Source organism: Candidatus Pantoea symbiotica (assembly GCF_056491525.1).
Window position 1 is genome coordinate 2,942,289 of sequence record NZ_JBSZHR010000002.1, and the last position, 26,345, is coordinate 2,968,633.

Below are 26,345 nucleotides of genomic sequence, written 5' to 3' on the forward strand. Positions count from 1 at the left end.
TCTCTCTTCTCCTCGCGCAATGAATGCTTCCCGCTTAGCGATCGAATTCCATCATTTTTGCTGGTATCGCATCCGCGCGGACGTTGTTAAGAGCATGTTAATCAACACCTTGATTTTAGTGGACAAGCTGCGTGCTAAAAGTGTTTAGAAATCGTAAAGATGAGACCAAACCGCTGAGCGATACTGTTCATTGATGATTGGCTTTGTTATGGTTAGCAGCGCAGTTATTCACCAGAGTTATTTTTTCTCGCGAAATTATTTATCAGTAAAAAGGTTTCCCGGGATCAATTGATGACATCGGCTGCCTGCATGATCAGGCGGGATGTCAGGGCAAAATGCCCTGGGTTAAGGAACAACCTGGAATGTCAGATGTTGACAATGTGATCGTACTAACAATCACCTGCGGAAATTGTGACTACGCTTAATCTGTCACCATCATTACTATACCAGTTGCAACTAAGAGGTTTTTTTAAAATGGAAAGTTCGTTTACTCCCATTGAACAGATGCTAAACATCCGTGCTAACCGCCATAAAGATTTTCCGCTGCAGGAGATCATTCTGACCCGCTTGTGCATGCATATGCAGGGAAAACTGCTGGATAATCGCAACAAAATGTTGAAGGCGCAGGGAATTAACGAGACCTTATTCATGGCGCTGATTACCCTTGATGCGCAGGAAAATCAGAGCATTCAGCCTTCAGAACTGAGTTCTGCTCTCGGCTCTTCACGCACCAATGCCACGCGTATCGCCGATGAGCTGGAGAAGCGCGGCTGGATCGAACGCCGTGAAAGCGAGAACGATCGTCGCTGCCTGCATCTGCATTTGACCGAAAAAGGTAATGAGTTCCTGCGTCAGCTGCTGCCACCGCAGCATCAGAGCCTGCAATACTTGTGGTCTTCGCTCTCCACTAACGAGCAGGATCAGCTGGAATCGATTACCCGTAAGTTACTTAACCGTCTCGATAAAATGGACGAAGATCAGGTTATCGCTTCCCTGTCGCGCTAATAGCAAGAAGTGCGACACAATCACCTTCCGAAATCGCTATTTTAATCCCCTTTTGTCCGGCCAGCGCTCAAGCGCTGGCTTTTTCGACTCGGGCAACCGTGTTGAAGGATCAGCACATCCCGACTAAATGGAAAACGTGGAGAACGACATGAGTGCGACAGCGGAAGCTCAAAGCCCGCAACAGCCAGCGAATAAAAAGAAGAAGCGCAAAGGTGTGCTGATCCTGCTGGCTATCGTGTTTGTAATTATTGGTGTTTCGTATCTGGCTTACTGGTATTTGGTGCTGCGTCACTTCCAGGAAACCGATGATGCCTATGTGGCAGGTAACCAGGTGCAGGTGATGGCGCAGGTTTCCGGCAGCGTAAACAAAGTGTGGTTTGATAACACCGACGTGGTGAAGAAAGGCGACGTCCTGGTGTCGCTGGATAAAACCGATGCCGAGCAGGCGTTTGAGAAAGCGCAGACCGCCTTGGCCACCAGCGTGCGTCAAACCCACCAGCTGATGATCAATGGCAAGCAGTATCAAGCCACCATCAAGCTGCAACAAACCGCGCTGGAACAGGCCGAAGCTGACCTGAAACGCCGCGAGCCGCTGGGCGCGTCTAATCTGATTGGTCGCGAAGAGCTGCAACACTCGCGTGATGCCGTGGCAACCGCCAAAGCACAGCTGGATGTGGCAGTGCAGCAATACAACGCTAACCAGGCGATGATTCTGAATACCGCGCTGGAAAACCAGCCGGCGGTACAGCAGAGTGCGGCTGAATTGCGCGATGCCTGGCTGGCGCTTCAGCGTACCGAGATTCGTAGCCCGATTGATGGCTTCATTTCACGTCGTAGCGTGCAGGTGGGTTCGCAAATCTCCACCACCACGCCGCTGCTGGCGGTGGTGCCGTCAACTAACCTGTGGATCGATGCGAACTTCAAAGAGACGCAGCTTGCCGGTGTGCGTATCGGCCAATCGGCCACGGTGATCAGCGATATCTACGGCGATGACGTGGAGTATCACGGCAAAGTGGTAGGTCTGGATATGGGTACCGGCAGCGCCTTCTCGCTGCTGCCTGCGCAGAACGCCACCGGTAACTGGATCAAAGTGGTTCAGCGTCTGCCGGTGCGTATCGAGCTGGATCCGAAACAAGTGGCGGAACATCCGCTGCGTATCGGCCTCTCCACGCTGGTGAAAGTAGACACGCAGAACAAAGATGGCGCCACGCTGGCCAGTGCCGCGCGTTCGCAAGCCGCGTATGAAAGTAATGCGTTGGCAATCGATCTCGCACCGGTTAACCAGCTGATTACTGACATCGTTCGTGCCAACGCTGACTAACGCCGCGGGAGGCTGTTATGGCACAAAAACCGCTTGAAGGTGCGCCGTTAGTCCTGATGACCATCGCCCTGTCGCTGGCGACGTTTATGCAGGTACTCGACTCCACCATCGCTAACGTGGCGATTCCGACCATCGCCGGTAACCTCGGAGCCTCGAACTCGCAGGGCACGTGGGTAATTACCTCTTTCGGGGTGGCAAACGCCATCTCGATTCCGATTACCGGTTGGCTGGCGAAGCGCATCGGTGAAGTGAAGCTGTTTACCTGGGCGACCATTCTGTTTGTGCTGGCGTCCTGGGCGTGCGGCATGTCCGAAAGCCTCGAGATGCTGATCTTCTTCCGTATCATTCAGGGCGTGGTTGCCGGTCCGCTTATTCCGCTGTCGCAGAGTTTGCTGCTGAACAACTATCCGCCCGCGAAACGCAGCGTGGCGCTCTCGCTGTGGGCGATGACGGTGATTGTCGCGCCGATCTGCGGCCCGATTTTGGGCGGCTGGATCAGCGATAACTATCATTGGGGCTGGATCTTCTTCATCAACGTACCGATTGGTTTGGTGGTGGTATTGCTGACGCTGCAAACGCTGCGCGGACGTGAAACCAAAACCGAAATCCGCCCGATCGATATGGTGGGTTTGGTGCTGCTGGTGGTGGGCATTGGCTCGCTGCAGGTGATGCTGGATCGTGGTAAAGAGCTCGACTGGTTTAGCTCCACCGAAATCATTGTGCTGATGGTGGTCGCCGTGGTGGCGCTATTGGTGTTGCTGGTGTGGGAGCTCACCGACGACCATCCGATAGTCGATCTGTCGTTGTTCAAGATGCGCAACTTCACCATCGGCTGTTTGTCGATAAGCCTTGCCTATATGCTCTACTTCGGCTCGATAGTGTTACTGCCGCAGCTGTTACAGGAGGTATATGGCTACACCGCCACCTGGGCCGGATTGGCGTCGGCGCCGGTGGGGATTCTGCCGGTAATCCTGTCGCCGATTATTGGGCGCTTCGCGCACAAGCTGGATATGCGTAAGCTGGTGACCTTCAGCTTCATCATGTATGCCGTCTGTTTCTACTGGCGTGCCTACACGTTTGAGCCGGGGATGGATTTTGGTGCATCGGCGTGGCCACAGTTTATTCAGGGCTTTGCGGTAGCGTGCTTCTTTATGCCACTGACCACCATTACGCTTTCAGGCTTACCGCCAGAACGTATGGCGGCGGCATCGAGCCTGTCGAACTTCGTGCGTACGCTGGCGGGTTCCATTGGTACTTCGATCACTACCACTATGTGGAGTAACCGTGAATCGATGCATCACAGCTATCTGTCGGAGTCGGTGAATCCGTACAACGTCAATTCACAGCAGATGTATGACCAGCTGGAAAGTCTGGGCATGACCCAGCAGCAGGCCTCGGCGTATATCGCGCAGCAAATTACTAATCAGGGTCTGATTATCTCGGCGAATGAGATCTTCTGGGCATCGGCGGGAGTGTTCTTGATCTTGCTGGTTCTGGTGTGGTTTGCGCGTCCACCATTTGGTGCGGGCAGTGGCGGTGGTGGCGCTCACTAAGCGATACAAATAAAAACGGGCCTTACGGCCTAATGCCAGTCAGTTAAGCCTGACTGGCATTTCTTCTTTTGGCTGTCGGGTACTTCCAGGGCCTCTCTTTCACCACTCTCGGGAACGACCTCTCCCGTCGCCCCGGCAGTTTGACTATCTGCGCTATCGCGTCCACATTTTTCACCAGTTCCGGGATCCGCCCCGGTGACGCGCCCTCAAGCGTCCAGAGCAGCTTCATTACCCAGGCCGCAGACTCGCTGAAGCTCAGCTGACTAGGCCAGTATCCCTTAAGCGTCGACGCCATTTTTATCATCTGATATCTCACCAGATTATACGCAAGCAGCACGCCCCACAGCTCCTGACGCACCATCTCCGGTTTTTTGCTGCGCAGCGTCAGCCGGTTATCCTGCAGCCCCTGCTTGAATTCCCGATATCCCAGCTCTATCTCCCAGCGATGGCTGTACAGGTCCGCTATCTCTTTCCCCGGATAGCGCATCGCATCCGTCATCGACGTCAGGAACCGCCACGTCTTTCCTTTAATTTCCCGGCTGATAAGCCTCATCACTGCATATTCCGCCAGATGAGGCCACTTCTTCCGCGCCTGAGGGGACGTTTTAACACGGATGAGCGCATCTCCTTTTCCCAGGCGGCGTACCTCTTCGTACTGCAGGTCTTTGCGGGCTGCTATCATCCAGTGACGGTTTTCCCCCGCCTGATGCCAGGCGCTGAGCAGGCCGAACGAGGTATAGCCCTTGTCGAACAGCGTCAGGCTGTTGTCGGGGACGCGTGGGATAAGCCCTTCCGCCAGTATCATTTCGTTCTCATTCTGGCAGCCCATCACGGCGCCGCCGATAAGATGGCTGGTCAGCTCCATCAGGCAGACCACGCGTACCTGCGGATAGGGCGATGCACCGGCAACCGTTTTTGTGCGGGCGATAGCCTTTTCATTATCCGGCGTTTCCTGCGTGCGCCAGACGACGCCGTCAACCGCGTGAAGCGTCAGCCCACACCAGTCAGGATGCGTGGTCTGCGCGTGCCAGAGGTCGCTGCTTTGTTCGAAGACACGCCTGACGGCATCGTCTCCCAGGCGCTGCCGGGCCTGCACCACGGCGCTGGGCGCAACAAAAGGCCGGTTTCCCGGCAACAGAATATCAAGGCGATTCACGATGGCGTGCAGGGGCTCTTTGCGCTCAAGCGCCATGCCGATAAAGCACCAGACCATCATATCGGTGGTAAGACGGCGCTTGCGAAGGGTAACGGAGCCTGACTCCTGAATGCAGCGGGCGATCAGTTCGGGCTCAAGGACATCCGCGAGTGTAGTGAGTGGGTTACGCAGAGAATCGTAGCAAGAGACAATATCAAAGGCCTGACGGAGCTGCATAAAAAAATCCGGAAACGAAACGTTCCCGGATTCTTACACAGCCACTGGATCGTTCAACTGATCCTTAACTGATCGGCATTAGGCCTTACGGCCCGTTTTTTTATGCGTTCTGACGCCACCATTCGGCGAGCAGAATACCGGTCGCCACGGACACGTTGAGACTTTCAACGTTGCCGGTGCCACCAATCGACAGGCTGAGATCGCCCTGCTGGAAAGCGCTGTCTGACAGACCTTCGCTCTCCTGACCCAACACCAGCACCATTTTGGCAGGCAGCTCGGCTTTCGCCAGCGGTGTGCCTTCGTGGCTTGAGGTGGTAACGATGGTGTAACCCGCTTTACGGAACGCTTCCAGGCCATCGGCAAAACTTTCGCCGCTGATTGCCTGTACGTGCTCAGCGCCACCTTCGGCGGTACGTACTGCCGCACCCGATTCCAGCAGCGAAGCATCATTCACCAGTAAACCTTTCACACCGAAGTGCGCGCAGCTACGCATAATGCCGCCAAGGTTGTGCGGGTTGCTGACATCTTCCAGCGCCAGCACGCAATCTTTGGTCGGTGCCTTTGTCAGCCACTCAGTAACCGGCATGCCCATGCGTTTTTTAATGATGAAGCACACGCCACCGTGATGTTCAGTTCCTGAGGCTTTGGTCAGCTCAGCATCTTCTACCACGTGATAGGCTTTGCGGTTGGCCGCCAGCCAGCGCAGGGTTTCGCGGAAACGCGGTGTCACGCTCTGAATAAACCAGGCGCGCACGATGCTTTCCGGACGGCTCAGGAACAGCGCCTGACAGGCATTTTCACCGTAGACGCGCGTCTCTTCCTGACGCTGACGGCGAATCTGCTCTGGATCGATCACCGGCTTGTTCGCGGCCTCATCCAGTTGGCTGTCATCGGCAACCGGTGGACGAGAAACGGTGCGCCACGGCGAATCACCGAAGCTGCGGTTGTCGTCACCACGATCGTCACGACGACCAAAGCTGCGTCCGCGCTCGGTATTGCTCGCACCGCGCGGTGCCGAGCTGCGTGCGCCGCTACGGCCACCTTCTTCATTATTACGTGCACCGCTGCGAGGACCAGAACGACGATTATCTTCCTGGCGCGCAGCAGGACGGCCGCCTTTGCCGGTACGGGGATTCGGCTTTTGACCGCCATCCTCATCACGTACGTACATCACTTTTACCTTGCCGCTTTTGCCTTTAAATTCGTCGTTCATCTGTTCCTCCAGCATTGAGAGCGCGAAGATTACCTGATGTGTCGGTGCTTAGCTATCAACTATTGAACCTATTGGGCAATCCAGATTGAGCATAGCACTCAACCTTTTCATAATGTCCGGCAATCATCAGATTTACAGGTCCGGGTTGAGGTAAATATGAATACAGTTTGTGCCTCCTGTCAGGCAACCAACCGCGTGCCCGAGTCGCGCATTGCCGATGGAGCAAAATGCGGTCGCTGCGGCGGTGAGCTGTTCAACGGTGAAATCGCCAACGCGACGGCCGCCACGCTGGATAAATATCTGCAAGACGATCTGCCCGTGGTGATCGACTTCTGGGCGCCGTGGTGCGGTCCATGCGTTAACTTCGCACCGGTGTTTAAAGATGTCGCAGACGAGCGCCGCGGCAAGGTACGCTTCGTGAAAGTGAATACCGAAGCCGAACCTGCGCTGAGCTCGCGTTTCCGCATTCGCAGCATCCCTACGATTATGCTGTTCAAGAACGGTGAGATGGTCGACATGCTGAATGGCGCAATGCCGAAAGCGCCCTTCAACGAGTGGCTCGACGAATCGTTGTAAATCGCTGATGGCCAGCCGCGTGCTGGCCTTCCTTATTACCTTTCCCGGCTAATTCCATTACACTGGCGTTTTTTATCCTGCCTGCGAACCTATGTTTGAAAATGCCGTTCTGCGCTTACGTGCGCAACGTTTAGCGCGCGCCACGCGCCCGTTTCTTGCGCGCGGTAATCGTGTCATACGTTGCCAGCGCTGCCTGCTGCCGCAGAAAAACTGTCTGTGCGCCACCATCCAGCCACAGCAAGCGCGTAGCCGCTTCTGCCTGGTGATGTTCGATACCGAGCCGATGAAGCCGAGTAATACCGGAAGATTAATCGCTGATGTTCTGCCGGACACCGAGGCGTTTGGCTGGTCACGCACCGAGCCGGATGCCGCACTGCTGGCAGCGGTGAAGAATGAGCATTATCAGCCGCTGGTGGTTTTCCCCGCGTCTTACGCCGATGCCGATCGTGAAGTGCTCACCAGCCCGCCACTCACCGGCAAACCGCCGCTGTTTATTATGCTCGACGGCACCTGGACTGAAGCGCGCAAGATGTTCCGCAAAAGTCCGTGGCTGGATGCGTTGCCGGTGATGTCGCTGAACGTTTCTGCGCCTTCGCGCTACACGCTGCGCGAAGCCCACGGCGAAGGCCAGCACTGCACCGCCGAAGTGGCTGCCGCGCTGCTGGAACAGGTGGGCGATCTTGCCGCCGCCGCCGAGTTACAGCACTATTTCGCACGCTTCCGTCATGCTTATCTGGCGGGAAAACCGCATCATCCGGTGCATAGCCTCGAAAATGTCCTTTAAGGATTTGCTTCTTTTGTAACCTGCTAATTTGATTTATAGTCGCGCATCGCCACGGAGTTGGCCTTACTTGCAAAGGATGCACGATGAAAATCTTCTGGCTGCTCATGCTGCTGCTCACCGGCTGCAGCACCGCCCCACAACCCGATCGCACTTTTCCGCCGCAGCTGCAATCAGCCAGCACGCGACCTACTATTCTGATTTCATCCAGCGACTTGTTGCCCGGCGATCTGTTGCTCTCATCTGCCACGTCACCTCAATCCTGGGGCATTCGCCTGTTTACCCTGACCGGCGTAAGCCATGCGGCGATTTATCTTGGCGATGAACAGGTCGCGGAAGCGGTAGGTAGTGGCGTTAAAATCATCACGCTCAATCATGCTATAGATGAAAGCAATAATCTGCTGGTGCTCCGCGTACCGGGCATGACCAGCGATCAGATGCTGCGCTTGCGTGAGTTTGCTGATTTACAGCAAGGCAAAAAGTACAACTTCAAGGGCATCGTGATGTTTATGCCGTTTATGGTGTCACGCCGCTTGTGTGAACTGCCGCTCGTCAATGAAGAAGTGCGCAGTACCTGTTTAACCGCGCTTGCGCGCTTGCAGTTGGCTGATGTTGATGACCCCCAAGCCAATCGTTTTTTCTGCTCCGAATTTGTATTGGCGGGCTATCGCCACGCAGGTATTGAACTGTTGCAGGGACAAGCCAATTGGGTCAGCCCGGCGGATTTACTGCATTTACGTGACGGTGATGTCTCTACCTGGCAGACGCAGCAAAATATGCAGTACGTCGGCCATTTAAAACGCTGGGATTTGAAAGAGATCCTCAGCCTGCGATCGGCGAATCGGCAAGCGCGGTAAAAAGCGTTTACAATCATGCCAATCTTGATAGCAGGAGCGGATGATGAGCCAACGCGGACTGGAAGCGCTGTTACGACCTAGATCAATCGCGGTAATCGGTGCATCAATCACACCGGGCCGCGCCGGCTACTTTATGATGCGTAATCTGCTGGCCGGTGGATTTAGTGGTCCGGTATTGCCGGTAACGCCGAAGTATAAGGCAGTGAGCGGCGTGCTGGCCTGGCCCGATATCGCCAGCCTGCCCTTCGCACCCGATCTCGCCATCATCTGTACCCACGCCAAACGTAATCTCGACCTGCTGCAGCAACTGGGTGAAAAAGGCTGTAAGGCCTGCATCATTCTCTCGGCGCCGTCCAGCCAGCTGGAAGAGCTGAAAGCCTGCGCGAGTCAATGGCAAATTCGCCTGCTCGGGCCCAACAGCTTAGGCTTGCTGGCGCCGTGGCAAGGATTGAATGCCAGCTTCTCGCCGGTGCCGATTGCTAAAGGTCGCATTGCTTTTATTTCGCAATCCGCAGCGGTCTCTAACACCATCCTCGATTGGGCGCAGCAGCGTAATCTCGGTTTTTCCTGGTTTATCGCGTTGGGTGATAGCCTGGATATCGACGTAGATGATCTACTGGATTTTCTCGCGCGTGACGGCAAAACCAGCGCTATTCTGCTCTACCTCGAACACCTCAGCGATGCGCGCCGCTTTGTTTCCGCTTCGCGCAGCGCCTCACGCAACAAACCGATTCTGGTGATAAAAAGTGGTCGCAGCCATCAGGCGCAGGCGATGCTCGGCACCCACAGCGGGCTAGATGCTGCCTGGGATGCGGCGATTCAGCGCGCCGGTTTGCTGCGCGTGCAGGATACGCACGAGCTGTTTACGGCGGTTGAGTCGCTGAGCCATATGCGTCCACTGCGCGGTGATCGCCTGATGATCATCAGCAACGGCGCGGCACCGGCAGCGCTGGCATTGGATGAACTGTATGCACGCAACGGTAAGCTGGCGACATTGAGTGATGAAACGTTGCAGGCGCTGGCCGCACTGCTGCCTGAAGGCGTTGGGCGCGGCAATCCGCTCGATTTGAAAGATGACGCGACACCCGCGCGCTATGTTGCCTGTATTGAACGGCTGCTGGATAGCCATGAACTCGATGCACTAATGATCATTCATGCGCCAAGCGCCGTTTCGCCATCCAGCGAAACCGCCGAGCAGATTATCGCTGCGGTTGCCAAACATCCGCGTGGTAAGCAGGTCACGCTGCTGACTAACTGGTGCGGCGAATACTCCTCGCAGGCCGCGCGCCGCGCTTTCACTCAGGCCGGCATTCCCACCTGGCGCACGCCGGAAGGCACCGTCACCGCGCTCATGCATCAGGTGGAATATCGCCGCAACCAGAAGCAACTGCGTGAGACGCCCGCGCTGCCGATCGGTTTGACGCAGAACAGTGCGCAGGCGCATCAGCTGATTCAACAAGCGCTGGATAAAGGCATTACCACGCTGGATACCCATGAAGTTCAGCCGGTGTTGCAGGCTTACGGCCTGGCGACGCTGCCCACCTGGATTGCCAGCGACAGCGTCGCTGCTGCCAGCATTGCCAATCAGATTGGTTATCCGGTCGCGCTCAAGCTGCGTTCGCCGGACATTCCGCATAAGTCTGAGGTACAAGGCGTAATGCTGTATCTGCGTAGCGCCGCAGAAGTGGAACAAGCGGCTGAAGCCATTTTCGATCGCGTGCGTGAAACCCATCCGCAGGCGCATATCGATGGCCTGCTGGTGCAGAGTATGGCGAACCGCGCCGGGGCGCAGGAGTTACGCGTGGTGGTCGAACAGGATCCGCTGTTTGGCCCGATTATCCTGCTGGGTGAAGGCGGCGTGGAGTGGCAGCCAGACAAGCAAGCTGCCGTGGCTTTGCCACCGCTGAATATGACGCTGGCGCGCTATCTGGTGATTCAGGCAATGAAAAGCGGCAAAGTACGCAGCCGTAGCGCGATGCGACCGCTGGATATTACCGGGCTGAGCCAGCTGTTAGTGCAGGTTTCCAACCTGGTGGTCGATTGTCCGGAAATTCAGCGCCTGGATATTCATCCGCTGCTGGCATCGGCCGATGAATTCACGCTGCTGGATGTGACGCTGCAGCTGGCGCCTTTCAACGGTGATAACGAAACGCGCCTGGCGATTCGTCCTTATCCACATCATCTTGAAGAGCAGGTGCAGCTGAAAGATGGGCAATATTGCCTGTTCCGCCCCATCCTGCCGGAAGATGAACCGCAGCTGCGCGCCTTTATCGCTCAGGTAACTAAAGAAGATCTCTACTATCGTTACTTCAGTGAAATCAATGAGTTTACTCATGAAGATTTGGCGAATATGACGCAAATCGATTATGACCGCGAAATGGCGATTGTCGCCGTACGCCAGCACAATGGCGTCGATGAGATCATTGGCGTAACGCGCGCGATCTCCGATGCCGACAATATCGATGCTGAATTCTCGGTGCTGGTGCGATCTGACCTGAAAGGCTTGGGCATGGGCAGGCGCTTGTTGGAGAAGATGATTCGCTATACGCGCGATCATGGCCTGCAACAATTGAACGGTATCACCATGCCAAACAATAGCGGCATGATTACGCTGGCGCGAAAACTCAATTTTCGCGTGAATATTCAACTGGATGATGGCATTGTCAGCCTGAATTTGCCGCTTGGTGATGTCATCAGCTAACCTGTACAGAAAGGTAAAAGTCCTCCTCTACAGGCCGGTTGATGGTATTATTTACCGTTAGGATCATGATTTGATGGCAAAAGGCCATGCAATGAACAGAGAAGAAGTGCACTGTGATGTTGTCTAAATTTAAACGTAATAAACACCAACAACACCTCGCACAGCTGCCTAAACTGTCACAATCCGTGTCGGATCTGACGACGCTTTACTCGCCTGCCGAGTTTCGCGAAACCCTGCTGACGAAAATTGCCGCAGCAGAAAAGCGTATCTGTATTACCGCGCTGTATCTTGAAAATGATGACGGCGGGCGGGGAATAATGCAGGCGCTGTACGCAGCGCGTCAGGCACGTCCGGAGCTGGATGTCTGTATTCTGGTTGACTGGCATCGTGCGCAGCGTGGTCGCATTGGCGCCGCCCGCGGCGTGACCAATGCTGACTGGTATTGCGAAATGGCGGCTCAGCATCCGGATATCGCTATTCCGGTTTACGGCATTCCGGTTAACACCCGTGAAGCGCTCGGCGTGCTGCATTTAAAAGGGTTTATCATTGATGATACGCTGCTCTACAGCGGCGCGAGCCTGAACGATGTCTATCTGCATCAGCATGATAAATACCGTTATGACCGCTATCAGCTGATCCGCAATCCACAGCTTACCGATACCATGTATGCGTGGATCTGCGAAAATCTCAAAGAATCCGATGCGGTTAATCGCCTCGATAAAACTGAGCGCCCTTCCAGCCCGGAAATTAAGAACGAAACGCGTCAATTCCGTCAGGAACTGCGCAGCTTTAACTATCAGTTTACCGGCAATGCAGATAATGAGTCACTTGCCGTCACGCCGCTGGTTGGCCTGGGCAAACGCAGTCTACTGAATAAAACCATTTTCCATTTGATGCCTTGCGCCGAGCGCAAGCTGACGTTGTGCACGCCTTATTTCAACCTGCCAGCTATTCTGGTGCGTAACCTGATTCATTTACTGCGTCAGGGCAAAGAGGTTGAGATCATCATTGGCGACAAAACGGCCAATGACTTCTACATCCCGCCAGAACAGCCGTTTAAGATTATCGGCGCGCTGCCTTATCTTTATGAGATCAACCTGCGTCGCTTCCTTAGCCGTTTGCAGTATTACGTCAATAACGGTCAGCTGACGGTGCGCTTGTGGAAAGATGGCGAGAACAGTTATCACCTGAAAGGCATTTGGGTGGATGATGAATGGATGATGATCACCGGTAATAATCTCAATCCGCGCGCGTGGCGACTGGATCTGGAGAATGCGGTGCTAATTCACGATCCACTGAATCAATTGGCCGAACAGCGTGAAAAAGAGTTGGCGCTGATTCGTGAGCATACTTCCGTGGTGCAGCATTTTCGCGAGCTGGAAAGTATCTCGGATTATCCAGCGAAGGTGCGCAAGCTGATTCGTCGCCTGCGCCGTATCCGCATCGATCGTTTGATTAGCCGTCTGCTCTAGCCGATGCGTGCGCTCATCCTCTACGTGGTTTTGCTGTGTAGTGGATGTGCGCATGTCGCCCAGGATAACTGGACCGGCAAAGATAAAGCACAACACTACTTCTCTTCCGCTGTTCTGGCTGCCGCTGGTAGCGAAATTTCCCAGCATCAAAATCACAGCCACCGGCAGAATTTGCGTTTCGGCTTTCTGTTTTCGTTAAGTTTTGGTGTGGGGAAAGAATTATATGACAGCCGCTCGGCAGGGAGCGGCTGGAGTTGGAAAGATCTTAGCTGGGATGTCGCCGGTGCCGCCAGCGGTATCACGCTGTGGAATCTCAGCCAGTAGCTACAGCACAATCCCCTTTCCTTTGCGATGCAGCATCAGCGATACCAGGAATGCTAAAGCGCCCATTGCCGAAACATACCAGAAGAAGCTGGTTTCAATACCTTCCCTTTTCAGCAGCAAGGCTACGTATTCTGCCGACCCACCAAAAATAGCATTCGCCACCGCATAGGAAAGCCCAACGCCTAGCGCCCGGACTTCTGGCGGGAACATCTCGGCTTTCAGGATTCCACTGATCGCGGTGTAGAAACTGGTGATGATCAGCGCCAACATGATCAAAGCGAATGCCAGCCAACTGCTCTGCACATTTTGCAACAGCATCAGAATCGGAACCGTGCAGATTGCTGCCCCGGCACCGAAAATCATCATTGAGGCGCGACGACCGATTTTATCTGACAGTGCGCCAACAATCGGCTGAATCAACATGAACACCAATAAGCAACCGGTCATTAATCCACTGGCACTGCGCGCATCCATCCCGGCGGTGTTCACCAGATATTTTTGCATGTAGGTCGTGAAGGTATAGAAGCTCAGCGAACCACCTGCGGTAAAGCCCAGCACCATTAGAAACGCACGAGTATGGTTGCGCAGTAATCCCGTAATACTGCCGGCATCACGATGTTCGCGATGTTTTTTCTCTGAGGTTTCGTTGAGTGAACGACGCAACCACAAAGCCACGACAGCCAGCGCCGCCCCGAGGAAGAATGGGATACGCCAGCCCCAACTGCGGAGTTCTTCATCGCTAAGAATTTGCTGCAAGACGACGACGGTCAGCACCGCCAATAGTTGGCCGCCAATGAGCGTCACATACTGGAACGAGGCATAAAATCCTTTTCGTCCTTCCAGTGCTACTTCGCTCATATAAGTGGCACTGGTACCGTATTCCCCACCAACCGATAATCCCTGAAACATACGCGCCAGCAATAGAATTACGGGTGCGGCCAGGCCTATTTCGCCGTAGCCAGGTAGACAAGCGATCACTAATGATCCCAGACACATCATGCACACTGAGATCAGCATTGAAGCTTTGCGGCCATGACGATCAGCGATGTAGCCAAATAGCCATCCACCTATCGGACGCATTAGAAAACCAGCAGCGAAGACGCCGGCAGTTTGCAGCAATTGGGTGGTGGTATCACCGCTTGGGAAGAAGACGTGGGCAAAATAGAGGGAGAAGAAGGAGTAGACGTAGAAATCAAACCATTCGACTAAATTGCCGGAAGAAGCGCCAACAATCGCCCAGATGCGTTTTTTACTGTCGGCTGCCGTTTCAGATAGTGCCACTTTTTGTTGTTGTGAGTCAGTCATGCTTACCTCTTTTCCTTGCGAAGAATTAACGCCAAAGGATTCAGTAAAGCATCTATTAACTGGTTGCGGGAGTAGTCTCGATTCCTGGATTACAAAATGTGACTAACAGGGAGTTTTTAGTGCAATTTTTTGCTGATTTTCATGCAGATTCAGTTAACTACTGACTTTAAACAGCTATATAAAGACGTAAAAAAGCCCCGAACTCTCGTTCGGGGCTTCTTCACTTGTTTGATGCCTGGCAGTTCCCTACTCTCGCATGGGGAGACCCCACACTACCATCGGCGCTACGGCGTTTCACTTCTGAGTTCGGCATGGGGTCAGGTGGGACCACCGCGCTAAAGCCGCCAGGCAAATTCTTTGTGCAAAAACGAATAACATCCGCTTCCGCTGATTCTTTAATCCGTAAACAAGCTGAAAATATCCGGTCTCTCAGACCAAAACGCCTCTGGCGTTGTAAGGTTAAGCCTCACGGGTCATTAGTACCGGTTAGCTCAACGCATCGCTGCGCTTACACATCCGGCCTATCAACGTCGTAGTCTTCAACGTCCCTTCAGGACTCTCAAGGAGTCAGGGAGAACTCATCTCGGGGCAAGTTTCGTGCTTAGATGCTTTCAGCACTTATCTTTTCCGCACTTAGCTACCGGGCAATGCCATTGGCATGACAACCCGAACACCAGTGGTGCGTTCACTCCGGTCCTCTCGTACTAGGAGCAACCCCCCTCAATTCTCCAGCGCCCACGGCAGATAGGGACCGAACTGTCTCACGACGTTCTAAACCCAGCTCGCGTACCACTTTAAACGGCGAACAGCCGTACCCTTGGGACCTACTTCAGCCCCAGGATGTGATGAGCCGACATCGAGGTGCCAAACACCGCCGTCGATATGAACTCTTGGGCGGTATCAGCCTGTTATCCCCGGAGTACCTTTTATCCGTTGAGCGATGGCCCTTCCATTCAGAACCACCGGATCACTATGACCTGCTTTCGCACCTGCTCGAGCCGTCACTCTCGCAGTCAAGCTGGCTTATGCCATTGCACTAACCTCCTGATGTCCGACCAGGATTAGCCAACCTTCGTGCTCCTCCGTTACTCTTTGGGAGGAGACCGCCCCAGTCAAACTACCCACCAGACACTGTCCGCAGCCCGGATTACGGGCCTACGTTAGAACATCAAACATTAAAGGGTGGTATTTCAAGGTTGGCTCCACGCAGACTGGCGTCCACGCTTCAAAGCCTCCCACCTATCCTACACATCAAGGCTCAATGTTCAGTGTCAAGCTATAGTAAAGGTTCACGGGGTCTTTCCGTCTTGCCGCGGGTACACTGCATCTTCACAGCGATTTCAATTTCACTGAGTCTCGGGTGGAGACAGCCTGGCCATCATTACGCCATTCGTGCAGGTCGGAACTTACCCGACAAGGAATTTCGCTACCTTAGGACCGTTATAGTTACGGCCGCCGTTTACCGGGGCTTCGATCAAGAGCTTCTCCTTGCGGATAACCCCATCAATTAACCTTCCGGCACCGGGCAGGCGTCACACCGTATACGTCCACTTTCGTGTTTGCACAGTGCTGTGTTTTTAATAAACAGTTGCAGCCAGCTGGTATCTTCGACTGCCTTCGGCTCCATCCGCGAGGGACTTCACCTGATGACAGCGTGCCTTCTCCCGAAGTTACGGCACCATTTTGCCTAGTTCCTTCACCCGAGTTCTCTCAAGCGCCTTGGTATTCTCTACCTGACCACCTGTGTCGGTTTGGGGTACGATTTCGTGTTACCTGGAGCTTAGAGGCTTTTCCTGGAAGCAGGGCATCAGTTACTTCACCACCGTGGTGGCTCGTCATCACGCCTCAGCCTTAAGATATCCCGGATTTACCAAAGATATCAGCCTACACGCTTAAACCGGGACAACCGTCGCCCGGATAACCTAGCCTTCTCCGTCCCCCCTTCGCAGTAACACCAAGTGCAGGAATATTAACCTGCTTCCCATCGACTACGCTTTTCAGCCTCGCCTTAGGGGTCGACTCACCCTGCTCCGATTAACGTTGAACAGGAACCCTTGGTCTTCCGGCGAGCGGGCTTTTCACCCGCTTTATCGTTACTTATGTCAGCATTCGCACTTCTGATACCTCCAGCACCCCTCACAGGACACCTTCAACGGCTTACAGAACGCTCCCCTACCCAACAACGCCTAAGCGTCGCTGCCGCAGCTTCGGTGCATGGTTTAGCCCCGTTACATCTTCCGCGCAGGCCGACTCGACCAGTGAGCTATTACGCTTTCTTTAAATGATGGCTGCTTCTAAGCCAACATCCTGGCTGTCTGTGCCTTCCCACATCGTTTCCCACTTAACCATGACTTTGGGACCTTAGCTGGCGGTCTGGGTTGTTTCCCTCTTCACGACGGACGTTAGCACCCGCCGTGTGTCTCCCGTGATAACATTCTTCGGTATTCGCAGTTTGCATCGGGTTGGTAAGCCGGGATGGCCCCCTAGCCGAAACAGTGCTCTACCCCCGAAGATGAGTTCACGAGGCGCTACCTAAATAGCTTTCGGGGAGAACCAGCTATCTCCCGGTTTGATTGGCCTTTCACCCCCAGCCACAAGTCATCCGCTAATTTTTCAACATTAGTCGGTTCGGTCCTCCAGTTAGTGTTACCCAACCTTCAACCTGCCCATGGCTAGATCACCGGGTTTCGGGTCTATACCCTGCAACTTAACGCCCAGTTAAGACTCGGTTTCCCTGCGGCTCCCCTATACGGTTAACCTTGCTACAGAATATAAGTCGCTGACCCATTATACAAAAGGTACGCAGTCACCCCATAAATGAGGCTCCCACTGCTTGTACGTACACGGTTTCAGGTTCTGTTTCACTCCCCTCGCCGGGGTTCTTTTCGCCTTTCCCTCACGGTACTGGTTCACTATCGGTCAGTCAGGAGTATTTAGCCTTGGAGGATGGTCCCCCCATATTCAGACAGGATACCACGTGTCCCGCCCTACTCTTCGAACTCACAGTATGTGCACTTTCGTGTACGGGGCTATCACCCGGTATCGCGCGACTTTCCAGACGCTTCCACTAACGCACAAACTGATTCAGGTTCTGGGCTGTTCCCCGTTCGCTCGCCGCTACTGGGGGAATCTCGGTTGATTTCTTTTCCTCTGGGTACTTAGATGTTTCAGTTCCCCAGGTTCGCCTCGCAACACTATGTATTCATGTTGCGATGATGCACTGAGTGCACCGGGTTTCCCCATTCGGACATCGTCGGCTGTAGCGGTTCATATCACCTTACCGACGCTTTACGCAGATTAGCACGTCCTTCATCGCCTCTGACTGCCAGGGCATCCACCGTGTACGCTTAGTCGCTTAACCTCACAACCCACAGGCGTTTTGCAACGCTGCAGACTGCAGGCATTGAGAGACTCGAACATGTTGTTATTCATTTCCTATTACGGAGAAATGAACCAACACGTCGTTTCAATTTTCAGCTTGTTCCGGATTGTTAAAGAGCATAATACTTCGCAGCACACCGTTTCCGGTACGCTCTGAAGTATTGTTTTGAGTCACTGTAATGGTGGAGCTAAGCGGGATCGAACCGCTGACCTCCTGCGTGCAAGGCAGGCGCTCTCCCAGCTGAGCTATAGCCCCATACAGTTACTGCAGAGACCACTACTACCACTCACCAGGAGTCACATTTTTCTCACGAAGAATGCTAATTTCGTCTCAGGCAAGGCAAAGTGTCACGACGTATAGTTCACTATACGAGCGGCGCTTTAACGCAGCATGAGAAGAAATTTGGTAGGCCTGAGTGGACTTGAACCACCGACCTCACCCTTATCAGGGGTGCGCTCTAACCACCTGAGCTACAAGCCTGTAGAGGTTTTTTCTGCTCGTTACTTTCTATCAGACAATCTGTGTGAGCACTATGCGGGAAGGTATCTTCAGGTAAGGAGGTGATCCAACCGCAGGTTCCCCTACGGTTACCTTGTTACGACTTCACCCCAGTCATGAATCACAAAGTGGTAAGCGCCCTCCCGAAGGTTAAGCTACCTACTTCTTTTGCAACCCACTCCCATGGTGTGACGGGCGGTGTGTACAAGGCCCGGGAACGTATTCACCGTAGCATTCTGATCTACGATTACTAGCGATTCCGACTTCACGGAGTCGAGTTGCAGACTCCGATCCGGACTACGACGCACTTTATGAGGTCCGCTTGCTCTCGCGAGGTCGCTTCTCTTTGTATGCGCCATTGTAGCACGTGTGTAGCCCTACTCGTAAGGGCCATGATGACTTGACGTCATCCCCACCTTCCTCCAGTTTATCACTGGCAGTCTCCTTTGAGTTCCCGGCCGAACCGCTGGCAACAAAGGATAAGGGTTGCGCTCGTTGCGGGACTTAACCCAACATTTCACAACACGAGCTGACGACAGCCATGCAGCACCTGTCTCAGAGTTCCCTAAGGCACCAAAGCATCTCTGCTAAGTTCTCTGGATGTCAAGAGTAGGTAAGGTTCTTCGCGTTGCATCGAATTAAACCACATGCTCCACCGCTTGTGCGGGCCCCCGTCAATTCATTTGAGTTTTAACCTTGCGGCCGTACTCCCCAGGCGGTCGACTTAACGCGTTAGCTCCGGAAGCCACTCCTCAAGGGAACAACCTCCAAGTCGACATCGTTTACGGCGTGGACTACCAGGGTATCTAATCCTGTTTGCTCCCCACGCTTTCGCACCTGAGCGTCAGTCTTTGTCCAGGGGGCCGCCTTCGCCACCGGTATTCCTCCAGATCTCTACGCATTTCACCGCTACACCTGGAATTCTACCCCCCTCTACAAGACTCTAGCCTGCCAGTTTCGAATGCAGTTCCCAGGTTAAGCCCGGGGATTTCACATCCGACTTGACAGACCGCCTGCGTGCGCTTTACGCCCAGTAATTCCGATTAACGCTTGCACCCTCCGTATTACCGCGGCTGCTGGCACGGAGTTAGCCGGTGCTTCTTCTGCGGGTAACGTCAATCGGTGAAGTTATTAACTCCACCGCCTTCCTCCCCGCTGAAAGTACTTTACAACCCGAAGGCCTTCTTCATACACGCGGCATGGCTGCATCAGGCTTGCGCCCATTGTGCAATATTCCCCACTGCTGCCTCCCGTAGGAGTCTGGACCGTGTCTCAGTTCCAGTGTGGCTGGTCATCCTCTCAGACCAGCTAGGGATCGTCGCCTAGGTGAGCCATTACCCCACCTACTAGCTAATCCCATCTGGGCACATCCGATGGTGTGAGGCCCGAAGGTCCCCCACTTTGGTCTTGCGACGTTATGCGGTATTAGCTACCGTTTCCAGTAGTTATCCCCCTCCATCGGGCAGTTTCCCAGACATTACTCACCCGTCCGCCACTCGTCACCCGAGAGCAAGCTCTCTGTGCTACCGTTCGACTTGCATGTGTTAGGCCTGCCGCCAGCGTTCAATCTGAGCCATGATCAAACTCTTCAATTTAAGTTTGATTTGCTGAAACAAGTTCAGCGATGCTCATCTGTAAAACGTCATAATGAATTTCATTATGTGTTCACTCGTGAGGCTTTGATATTTTTTACGTCCGGAGACGCTGATATCAATCCTGCGAGTGCCCACACAGATTGTCTGATAAATTGTTAAAGAGCGTTGCGAACAGCGGCTGAACCGTCTGTCGCGAGGTGGCGTATATTACGCTTTCCTCTTTCGGAGTCAAACACTTTTTTCAGCGTTTTCATCCGGCGGGATGAATTTCTTCACTCCCTGCTGAGCCGTCTGCGTTGCCGCTTTGCCGTCTCAGTGGTGGCGCATTATAGGGAGTTCCTTTCAGCTGACAAGTGCTAATTTGAAGTTTTCGCGCAACCGCTCACTTTCCAGGCTATACGTTGTAAAAAGCAGCTAATTCTTGTGATAAGGTCAAAAAAAACGGGCCCGCAGGCCTAATGCCGATCAGTTAAGGATCAGTTGAACGATCCAGTGGCTGTGTAAGAATCCGGGAACGTTTCGTTTCCGGATTTTTTTATGCAGCTCCGTCAGGCCTTTGATATTGTCTCTTGCTACGATTCTCTGCGTAACCCACTCACTACACTCGCGGATGTCCTTGAGCCCGAACTGATCGCCCGCTGCATTCAGGAGTCAGGCTCCGTTACCCTTCGCAAGCGCCGTCTTACCACCGATATGATGGTCTGGTGCTTTATCGGCATGGCGCTTGAGCGCAAAGAGCCCCTGCACGCCATCGTGAATCGCCTTGATATTCTGTTGCCGGGAAACCGGCCTTTTGTTGCGCCCAGCGCCGTGGTGCAGGCCCGGCAGCGCCTGGGAGACGATGCCGTCAGGCGTGTCTTCGAACAAAGCAGCGACCTCTGGCACGCGCAGACCACGCATCCTGACTGGTGTGGGCTGACGCTTCACGCGGTTGACGGCGTCGTCTGGCGCACGCAGGAAACGCCGGATAATGAAAAGGCTATCGCCCGCACAAAAACGGTTGCCGGTGCATCGCCCTATCCGCAGGTACGCGTGGTCTGCCTGATGGAGCTGACCAGCCATCTTATCGGCGGCGCCGTGATGGGCTGCCAGAATGAGAACGAAATGATACTGGCGGAAGGGCTTATCCCACGCGTCCCCGACAACAGCCTGACGCTGTTCGACAAGGGCTATACCTCGTTCGGCCTGCTCAGCGCCTGGCATCAGGCGGGGGAAAACCGTCACTGGATGATAGCAGCCCGCAAAGACCTGCAGTACGAAGAGGTACGCCGCCTGGGAAAAGGAGATGCGCTCATCCGTGTTAAAACGTCCCCTCAGGCGCGGAAGAAGTGGCCTCATCTGGCGGAATATGCAGTGATGAGGCTTATCAGCCGGGAAATTAAAGGAAAGACGTGGCGGTTCCTGACGTCGATGACGGATGCGATGCGCTATCCGGGGAAAGAGATAGCGGACCTGTACAGCCATCGCTGGGAGATAGAGCTGGGATATCGGGAATTCAAGCAGGGGCTGCAGGATAACCGGCTGACGCTGCGCAGCAAAAAACCGGAGATGGTGCGTCAGGAGCTGTGGGGCGTGCTGCTTGCGTATAATCTGGTGAGATATCAGATGATAAAAATGGCGTCGACGCTTAAGGGATACTGGCCTAGTCAGCTGAGCTTCAGCGAGTCTGCGGCCTGGGTAATGAAGCTGCTCTGGACGCTTGAGGGCGCGTCACCGGGGCGGATCCCGGAACTGGTGAAAAATGTGGACGCGATAGCGCAGATAGTCAAACTGCCGGGGCGACGGGAGAGGTCGTTCCCGAGAGTGGTGAAAGAGAGGCCCTGGAAGTACCCGACAGCCAAAAGAAGAAATGCCAGTCAGGCTTAACTGACTGGCATTAGGCCCGCAGGCCCGTTTTAATCGGAAGTGATTACTGATGAGCAACTATCACATCATCTTTTACATCCATTTCGATGGTTTTTCCCGGAACCAAGGCACCAGAAAGAATCTGCTGTGCCAGCGGATTTTCAATCTGCTGCTGGATAGCACGTTTCAATGGACGCGCACCATAAACCGGGTCATAGCCATTCTCGCCGAGCAGTTTGAGCGCCTCATCGGAGATATGCAGCTGATAGCCGCGCTCCTCAAGACGTTTATACAAACGTTGTAACTGAATCTGCGCAATGGAAGCAATGTGTTTTTCGCCCAATGGGTGGAACACCACCATGTCATCGATACGGTTGATAAACTCTGGGCGGAAATGCTGCCCCACAACCGTCATCACCACCTCTTTCATTTCCGCGTAATCCAGAGAACCGAAACGTTCCTGAATAAGATCGGAGCCAAGGTTGGAAGTCATGATCACCACGGTATTACGGAAATCGACCGTGCGACCCTGTCCATCGGTTAAGCGACCATCATCCAGCACCTGCAACAGGATATTGAAGACATCAGGATGCGCCTTCTCAACCTCATCCAATAAAATCACTGAATAAGGACGACGACGCACCGCTTCAGTCAGATAACCGCCCTCTTCATAGCCGACATATCCCGGAGGCGCACCCACCAGCCGTGATACCGAGTGTTTTTCCATAAACTCGGACATATCAATACGCACCATCGCGTCATCGCTGTCGAACAGGAAGTTAGCCAGCGCTTTACACAATTCGGTTTTACCGACACCCGTTGGTCCAAGGAACAGGAAGGAACCAATTGGACGATTCGGATCCGACAAGCCGGCGCGGCTACGACGAATCGCATTCGAAACCGCTTCTACCGCTTCGTTCTGACCGATAACCCGTGAGTGCAGCTCTTGCTCCATACGCAGCAACTTATCACGTTCACCTTCCATCATGCGTGCTACAGGAATTCCGGTCCAACGCGCCAGCACATCGGCAATCTCCACATCCGTTACGCGATTACGTAACAGCTTCATGGTTTTGCCTTCAGACTGCGTAGCAATGGCTAACTGTTTCTCAAGTTCCGGAATTTTTCCGTACTGCAGTTCAGACATCTGACCCAGGTCGCCAACGCGACGTGCTTGCTCCATAGTCAGGCGCGCTTGTTCCAGCTCTGCTTTGATGTTCTGCGTGCCAGTTAAAGAGGCTTTTTCTGCTTTCCACTCTTCTTCCAGCTCAGCATATTCACGCTCTTTCTGGCCAAGTTCGCTTTCCAGCATTTCCAGACGCTTCACGCTGGCATCATCAGACTCTTTCTTCAGCGCCTGCTGCTCCAGTTTTAACTGGATGATACGGCGCTCAAGGCGATCGAGTGATTCTGGCTTCGAATCCATCTGTAAACGAATACTTGAAGCTGCTTCGTCTATCAGGTCGATGGCCTTATCCGGCAGCTGGCGATCAGAGATATAACGGTGCGACAAAGTCGCCGCAGCCACAATCGCCGGATCGGTGATCTGCACATGGTGGTGCAGTTCATAGCGTTCTTTCAGTCCGCGCAGAATCGCGATGGTATCTTCCACACTCGGCTCAGCAACAAAGACTTTCTGGAAACGACGTTCCAACGCCGCATCTTTCTCAATGAACTGACGATACTCATTCAGCGTGGTTGCGCCGACACAGTGCAACTCACCGCGAGCCAATGCTGGTTTCAGCATGTTGCCCGCATCCATTGCACCATCGGCTTTACCGGCGCCAACCATGGTATGCAGTTCGTCGATAAACAGAATGACGTTGCCTTCCTGCTTCGCCAGGTCGCTAAGCACGCCTTTGAGGCGCTCTTCAAATTCACCACGATATTTGGCGCCCGCGACCAGCGATCCCATATCCAGCGCCAGCACGCGACGGCCTTTCAGCCCTTCCGGCACTTCACCATTGATGATGCGCTGCGCTAAACCTTCGGCGATAGCCGTTTTACCGACGCCGGGTTCACCAATCAGTACCGGGTTATTTTTGGTACGACGCTGCAACACCTGAATGGTGCGGCGGATTTCTTCATCACGACCAATCACCGGATCCAGCTTGCCGAGTTCGGCACGCTCTGTAAGGTCGATGGTGTATTTTTTTAACGCCTGACGCTGATCTTCAGCCCCTTGATCGTTCACGCTGTCTCCTCCCCGTAATTGCTCGATGGCCTTAGAGAGTTTTTCCGACGTCGCGCCAACTGATTTCAAAAGATCAGCCAGCGAACCACGTGAATCGAGGGCCGCCAATACAAATAATTCAGATGATATAAAGTTGTCGCCGCGCTTTTGCGCCAGCTTGTCGCACAAGTTAAGTACCCGAATCAGATCGGCGGATGGCTGTACATCGCCATCGGTCCCTTCAACCTGCGGTAGTCGATTAATCGCTTGTTCAATGCTGGTACGCAGGCCAGCCACATCGGCACCCGCTGCGCTGAGCAACGGACGCACCGATCCGCCTTCCTGATTGAGCAATGCGCTCATCAAATGAAGGGGTTCAATGAATTGATTGTCATGTCCCAGAGCAAGGGACTGTGCATCGGCAAGTGCCAGTTGAAATTTATTAGTAAGACGATCCAGACGCATAATTCCTCCCATTACAGGTCAAAATGCTACTGGAGATTAAATGAGGTCATCCCTCAAATTTTTCAAGGTTAATGACCTGAGTTGTGAGCAAAAAATACGCTAACTGGACCGTCTTGTGGAGTAAGGTTATCTCAGCCAAATCAAAGTTGCCATACGCCCGGTGATTCCGTCGCGTCGGTAGGAGAAAAAATCATCGCGCTCCTGGAAGGTACAACGCGTAGAACCACTGATGGAATGTACGCCGGCCGCTTGTAACCGCTGACGAGCCAGCAGCCAAATATCCCCGAAGTATTTGTTACCAACCGGGCGGAAAGCTTCTTCCGCTTTGGAATCATGCGCCATAAATGCCGTTCTGACTTCCGGACCAACTTCAAATACCTGTGGCCCAATCGCCGGACCAAGCCATGCATGAATGTCATGTGGCGAGCAGTGAAACTGTGACAACGTCTGTTCCAGCACGCCATTACAGAGACCACGCCAACCCGCGTGCGCTGCAGCGACTTCACTACCATCCTTGCTACAAAACAGCACCGGCAAACAATCCGCCGTCATCACTGCGCAAACAACCCCGCTTTCACGGGTGATGGCGGCATCTGCGCGTGGTAGCGGAGCGCTGGCGGGTAAACGTGCAACCACTTGGCCATGAATCTGATCCAGCCATTGCGGCATTGCAGGTAGCGCCAGTTGCTCAACTAAATGTTGACGATTCTGCGCAACATGCGCTTCAGCGTCGCCAACGTGCCCACCAAGATTCAACGAATCCCAGGGGGCAGCGCTGACGCCGCCGTATCGCGTGGTGGAACATGCCCGAACATGCTGCGGCGCAGGCCAATCCGGGATGATCCATTCACTCATAGCCAATCCATCTGATCGCGGAATTCAAGGGTATCGGCTTTCAGCGCATCAATTAAATCGACCATATCCTGCGGCAATGGCGCATGCCATTCCATCTCAATACCGGTAATGGGGTGATAGAGACGTAACATCGTGGCATGCAGCGCCTGGCGATCAAAACCACGTAGCGTAGTGATGAACGCTTCTGATGCACCTTTTGGCGGACGCGGACGGCCTCCGTACAGCGGATCGCCCACCAGCGGATGGTTGATATGCGCCATATGTACACGAATCTGATGCGTACGACCGGTTTCGAGGCGTAAACGCAAACGCGTATGGGCACGGAAGTGCTCCATGATGCGATAGTGCGTGGTGGCCGGTTTACCCATCGGGTGCACCGCCATGTGTGTGCGTTTAGTTGAGTGGCGCGCCATTGGCTGATCCACAGTACCGCCTGCGGTCATGGTGCCAATCGCTACCGCTTCATATTCACGCGTGATTTCGCGCAGCTGCAGCGTTTCAACCAAGTGAGTTTGTGCAGGAACGGTTTTCGCGACCACCATCAAACCGGTGGTATCTTTATCCAGACGATGAACAATCCCTGCGCGAGGCACGTCAGCGATCGGTGGATAGTGATAAAGCAGTGCGTTAAGCACCGTGCCATCAGGATTACCGGCGCCGGGATGTACCACCAAACCGCGAGGTTTGTTGATAACCAGAATGTCGTCATCTTCATAGACGATGTTCAGCGGGATGTTTTGCGCTTCCCAGCGTTGCTCTTCTTCGATCTCAGCATCAATCGAGACATGCTCACCGCCAAAAACTTTTTCTTTTGGTTTATCGATGATAGTGCCGTTGACGCTGACTCGGCGCTCAAGAATCCATTCTTTTATGCGAGAACGTGAATAATCAGGGAACAATTCTGCCAAAGTCTGATCTAAGCGTTGTCCAAGTTGTGCTTCGGACACCGTTGCGGTGAGTTGAACTTGTTGTGCCATATACAGCTTCTTCGTTAACGTTGGGTTTTCACGGCGATGCCGTTTAATATAATGTGCTATCGTACCTGGTCATAA

The 26,345-nt window shown here is 53.9% G+C and carries 16 protein-coding genes, 2 tRNA genes and 3 rRNA genes; 10 read left to right on the forward strand and 11 right to left on the reverse strand.

From position 1 onward, the window contains the following. Positions 1-474: 474 nt before the first annotated feature. From mprA to emrB, 3 genes are all read left to right on the forward strand, one after another. Positions 475-1,005 (forward strand): transcriptional repressor MprA, encoded by a 531-nt coding sequence (gene mprA, locus ACXIZX_RS14285; protein ID WP_008101638.1) that lies wholly within the window; start codon positions 475-477, stop codon positions 1,003-1,005. A gap of 148 nt (positions 1,006-1,153) precedes the next feature. Next, on the forward strand, positions 1,154-2,326 hold the full coding sequence (gene emrA, locus ACXIZX_RS14290) for a multidrug efflux MFS transporter periplasmic adaptor subunit EmrA (protein ID WP_008101640.1): 1,173 nt from the start codon (positions 1,154-1,156) through the stop codon (positions 2,324-2,326). Positions 2,327-2,343: 17 nt separating this feature from the next. After that, positions 2,344-3,879, forward strand: coding sequence for a multidrug efflux MFS transporter permease subunit EmrB (emrB, locus tag ACXIZX_RS14295; protein WP_061723537.1), 1,536 nt, complete (start codon positions 2,344-2,346; stop codon positions 3,877-3,879). Between the two features lie 43 nt (positions 3,880-3,922). Here emrB and ACXIZX_RS14300 read toward each other — a convergent pair whose 3' ends face one another. Beyond that, positions 3,923-5,251 carry an IS4 family transposase gene (locus ACXIZX_RS14300; protein WP_479404402.1) on the reverse strand — a complete coding sequence of 443 codons (1,329 nt, stop codon included), beginning with the start codon at positions 5,249-5,251 and terminating at the stop codon, positions 3,923-3,925. Between the two features lie 100 nt (positions 5,252-5,351). Continuing rightward, complete coding sequence (locus ACXIZX_RS14305) at positions 5,352-6,464, reverse strand: tRNA/rRNA methyltransferase (protein ID WP_179453246.1); 1,113 nt, start codon at positions 6,462-6,464, stop codon at positions 5,352-5,354. A 156-nt stretch (positions 6,465-6,620) separates the two neighbouring features. Here ACXIZX_RS14305 and trxC point away from each other — a divergent pair, with 156 nt between their 5' ends. The 6 genes from trxC (at position 6,621) to ACXIZX_RS14335 (ending at position 13,175) form a co-directional block, all read left to right on the forward strand. Then, positions 6,621-7,040 (forward strand): thioredoxin TrxC, encoded by a 420-nt coding sequence (gene trxC, locus ACXIZX_RS14310; RefSeq protein WP_008101648.1) that lies wholly within the window; start codon positions 6,621-6,623, stop codon positions 7,038-7,040. 91 nt (positions 7,041-7,131) lie between these two features. Further along, positions 7,132-7,824, forward strand: coding sequence for a tRNA-uridine aminocarboxypropyltransferase (locus ACXIZX_RS14315; protein ID WP_479404403.1), 693 nt, complete (start codon positions 7,132-7,134; stop codon positions 7,822-7,824). Positions 7,825-7,907: 83 nt separating this feature from the next. Continuing rightward, positions 7,908-8,678, forward strand: coding sequence for a YaeF family permuted papain-like enzyme (locus ACXIZX_RS14320; protein WP_479404404.1), 771 nt, complete (start codon positions 7,908-7,910; stop codon positions 8,676-8,678). A 43-nt stretch (positions 8,679-8,721) separates the two neighbouring features. After that, complete coding sequence (locus tag ACXIZX_RS14325) at positions 8,722-11,379, forward strand: bifunctional acetate--CoA ligase family protein/GNAT family N-acetyltransferase (RefSeq protein ID WP_479404405.1); 2,658 nt, start codon at positions 8,722-8,724, stop codon at positions 11,377-11,379. A gap of 116 nt (positions 11,380-11,495) precedes the next feature. Beyond that, positions 11,496-12,851: a CDP-diacylglycerol--serine O-phosphatidyltransferase gene (gene pssA / locus ACXIZX_RS14330; protein WP_179453247.1), complete on the forward strand. Its 1,356-nt coding sequence runs from the start codon at positions 11,496-11,498 to the stop codon at positions 12,849-12,851. A 3-nt stretch (positions 12,852-12,854) separates the two neighbouring features. Beyond that, positions 12,855-13,175, forward strand: coding sequence for a YfiM family lipoprotein (locus tag ACXIZX_RS14335; protein WP_479404406.1), 321 nt, complete (start codon positions 12,855-12,857; stop codon positions 13,173-13,175). Here the strand turns inward: ACXIZX_RS14335 and ACXIZX_RS14340 are convergent, their stop codons facing one another. The 6 genes from ACXIZX_RS14340 to ACXIZX_RS14365 form a co-directional block, all read right to left on the reverse strand. After that, positions 13,176-14,480, reverse strand: a complete 1,305-nt coding sequence (locus ACXIZX_RS14340; protein ID WP_479404407.1) for an MFS family transporter — start codon at positions 14,478-14,480, stop codon at positions 13,176-13,178. Positions 14,481-14,713: 233 nt separating this feature from the next. Continuing rightward, positions 14,714-14,829, reverse strand: a 5S ribosomal RNA gene (gene rrf / locus ACXIZX_RS14345). Positions 14,830-14,935: 106 nt separating this feature from the next. Further along, positions 14,936-17,841 (reverse strand): 23S ribosomal RNA (locus ACXIZX_RS14350). 200 nt (positions 17,842-18,041) lie between these two features. After that, a tRNA-Ala gene (locus ACXIZX_RS14355) sits at positions 18,042-18,117 on the reverse strand. A gap of 148 nt (positions 18,118-18,265) precedes the next feature. Next, positions 18,266-18,342, reverse strand: a tRNA-Ile gene (locus ACXIZX_RS14360). Positions 18,343-18,415: 73 nt separating this feature from the next. Beyond that, positions 18,416-19,955 (reverse strand): 16S ribosomal RNA (locus ACXIZX_RS14365). Together the 16S, 23S and 5S rRNA genes with 2 tRNA genes alongside form the textbook arrangement of a ribosomal RNA operon. Positions 19,956-20,492: 537 nt before the next feature. Here ACXIZX_RS14365 and ACXIZX_RS14370 point away from each other — a divergent pair. Next, positions 20,493-21,821 (forward strand): IS4 family transposase, encoded by a 1,329-nt coding sequence (locus ACXIZX_RS14370; protein ID WP_479404402.1) that lies wholly within the window; start codon positions 20,493-20,495, stop codon positions 21,819-21,821. Between the two features lie 43 nt (positions 21,822-21,864). On the opposite strand, the gene clpB is transcribed toward ACXIZX_RS14370, so the two are convergent. The 3 genes from clpB to rluD form a co-directional block, all read right to left on the reverse strand. Next, the gene (gene clpB, locus ACXIZX_RS14375; RefSeq protein ID WP_179452283.1) at positions 21,865-24,438 is read right to left on the reverse strand and encodes an ATP-dependent chaperone ClpB; all 2,574 of its coding nucleotides are present in this window, start codon (positions 24,436-24,438) and stop codon (positions 21,865-21,867) included. Positions 24,439-24,564: 126 nt separating this feature from the next. Continuing rightward, positions 24,565-25,293 carry a purine nucleoside phosphorylase YfiH gene (gene yfiH / locus ACXIZX_RS14380; RefSeq protein WP_179452282.1) on the reverse strand — a complete coding sequence of 243 codons (729 nt, stop codon included), beginning with the start codon at positions 25,291-25,293 and terminating at the stop codon, positions 24,565-24,567. Beyond that, positions 25,290-26,270 (reverse strand): 23S rRNA pseudouridine(1911/1915/1917) synthase RluD, encoded by a 981-nt coding sequence (gene rluD, locus ACXIZX_RS14385; protein WP_008109013.1) that lies wholly within the window; start codon positions 26,268-26,270, stop codon positions 25,290-25,292. Before rluD ends, yfiH begins: the two co-directional genes overlap by 4 nt. Positions 26,271-26,345: the final 75 nt, after the last annotated feature.

Excerpts from the sequence above, each read along its gene's own strand:
- ACXIZX_RS14315 (WP_479404403.1), top strand. The coding sequence starts at position 7,132 with ATGTTTGAAAATGCCGTTCTGCGCTTACGTGCGCAACGTTTAGCGCGC.
- emrA (WP_008101640.1), top strand. The coding sequence starts at position 1,154 with ATGAGTGCGACAGCGGAAGCTCAAAGCCCGCAACAGCCAGCGAATAAA.
- ACXIZX_RS14335 (WP_479404406.1), top strand. The coding sequence starts at position 12,855 with ATGCGTGCGCTCATCCTCTACGTGGTTTTGCTGTGTAGTGGATGTGCG.
- trxC (WP_008101648.1), top strand. The coding sequence starts at position 6,621 with ATGAATACAGTTTGTGCCTCCTGTCAGGCAACCAACCGCGTGCCCGAG.
- ACXIZX_RS14300 (WP_479404402.1), bottom strand. The coding sequence starts at position 5,251 with ATGCAGCTCCGTCAGGCCTTTGATATTGTCTCTTGCTACGATTCTCTG.
- clpB (WP_179452283.1), bottom strand. The coding sequence starts at position 24,438 with ATGCGTCTGGATCGTCTTACTAATAAATTTCAACTGGCACTTGCCGAT.
- ACXIZX_RS14325 (WP_479404405.1), top strand. The coding sequence starts at position 8,722 with ATGAGCCAACGCGGACTGGAAGCGCTGTTACGACCTAGATCAATCGCG.
- ACXIZX_RS14320 (WP_479404404.1), top strand. The coding sequence starts at position 7,908 with ATGAAAATCTTCTGGCTGCTCATGCTGCTGCTCACCGGCTGCAGCACC.
- ACXIZX_RS14370 (WP_479404402.1), top strand. The coding sequence starts at position 20,493 with ATGCAGCTCCGTCAGGCCTTTGATATTGTCTCTTGCTACGATTCTCTG.
- ACXIZX_RS14340 (WP_479404407.1), bottom strand. The coding sequence starts at position 14,480 with ATGACTGACTCACAACAACAAAAAGTGGCACTATCTGAAACGGCAGCC.
- ACXIZX_RS14305 (WP_179453246.1), bottom strand. The coding sequence starts at position 6,464 with ATGAACGACGAATTTAAAGGCAAAAGCGGCAAGGTAAAAGTGATGTAC.
- emrB (WP_061723537.1), top strand. The coding sequence starts at position 2,344 with ATGGCACAAAAACCGCTTGAAGGTGCGCCGTTAGTCCTGATGACCATC.
- yfiH (WP_179452282.1), bottom strand. The coding sequence starts at position 25,293 with ATGAGTGAATGGATCATCCCGGATTGGCCTGCGCCGCAGCATGTTCGG.
- rluD (WP_008109013.1), bottom strand. The coding sequence starts at position 26,270 with ATGGCACAACAAGTTCAACTCACCGCAACGGTGTCCGAAGCACAACTT.
- pssA (WP_179453247.1), top strand. The coding sequence starts at position 11,496 with ATGTTGTCTAAATTTAAACGTAATAAACACCAACAACACCTCGCACAG.
- mprA (WP_008101638.1), top strand. The coding sequence starts at position 475 with ATGGAAAGTTCGTTTACTCCCATTGAACAGATGCTAAACATCCGTGCT.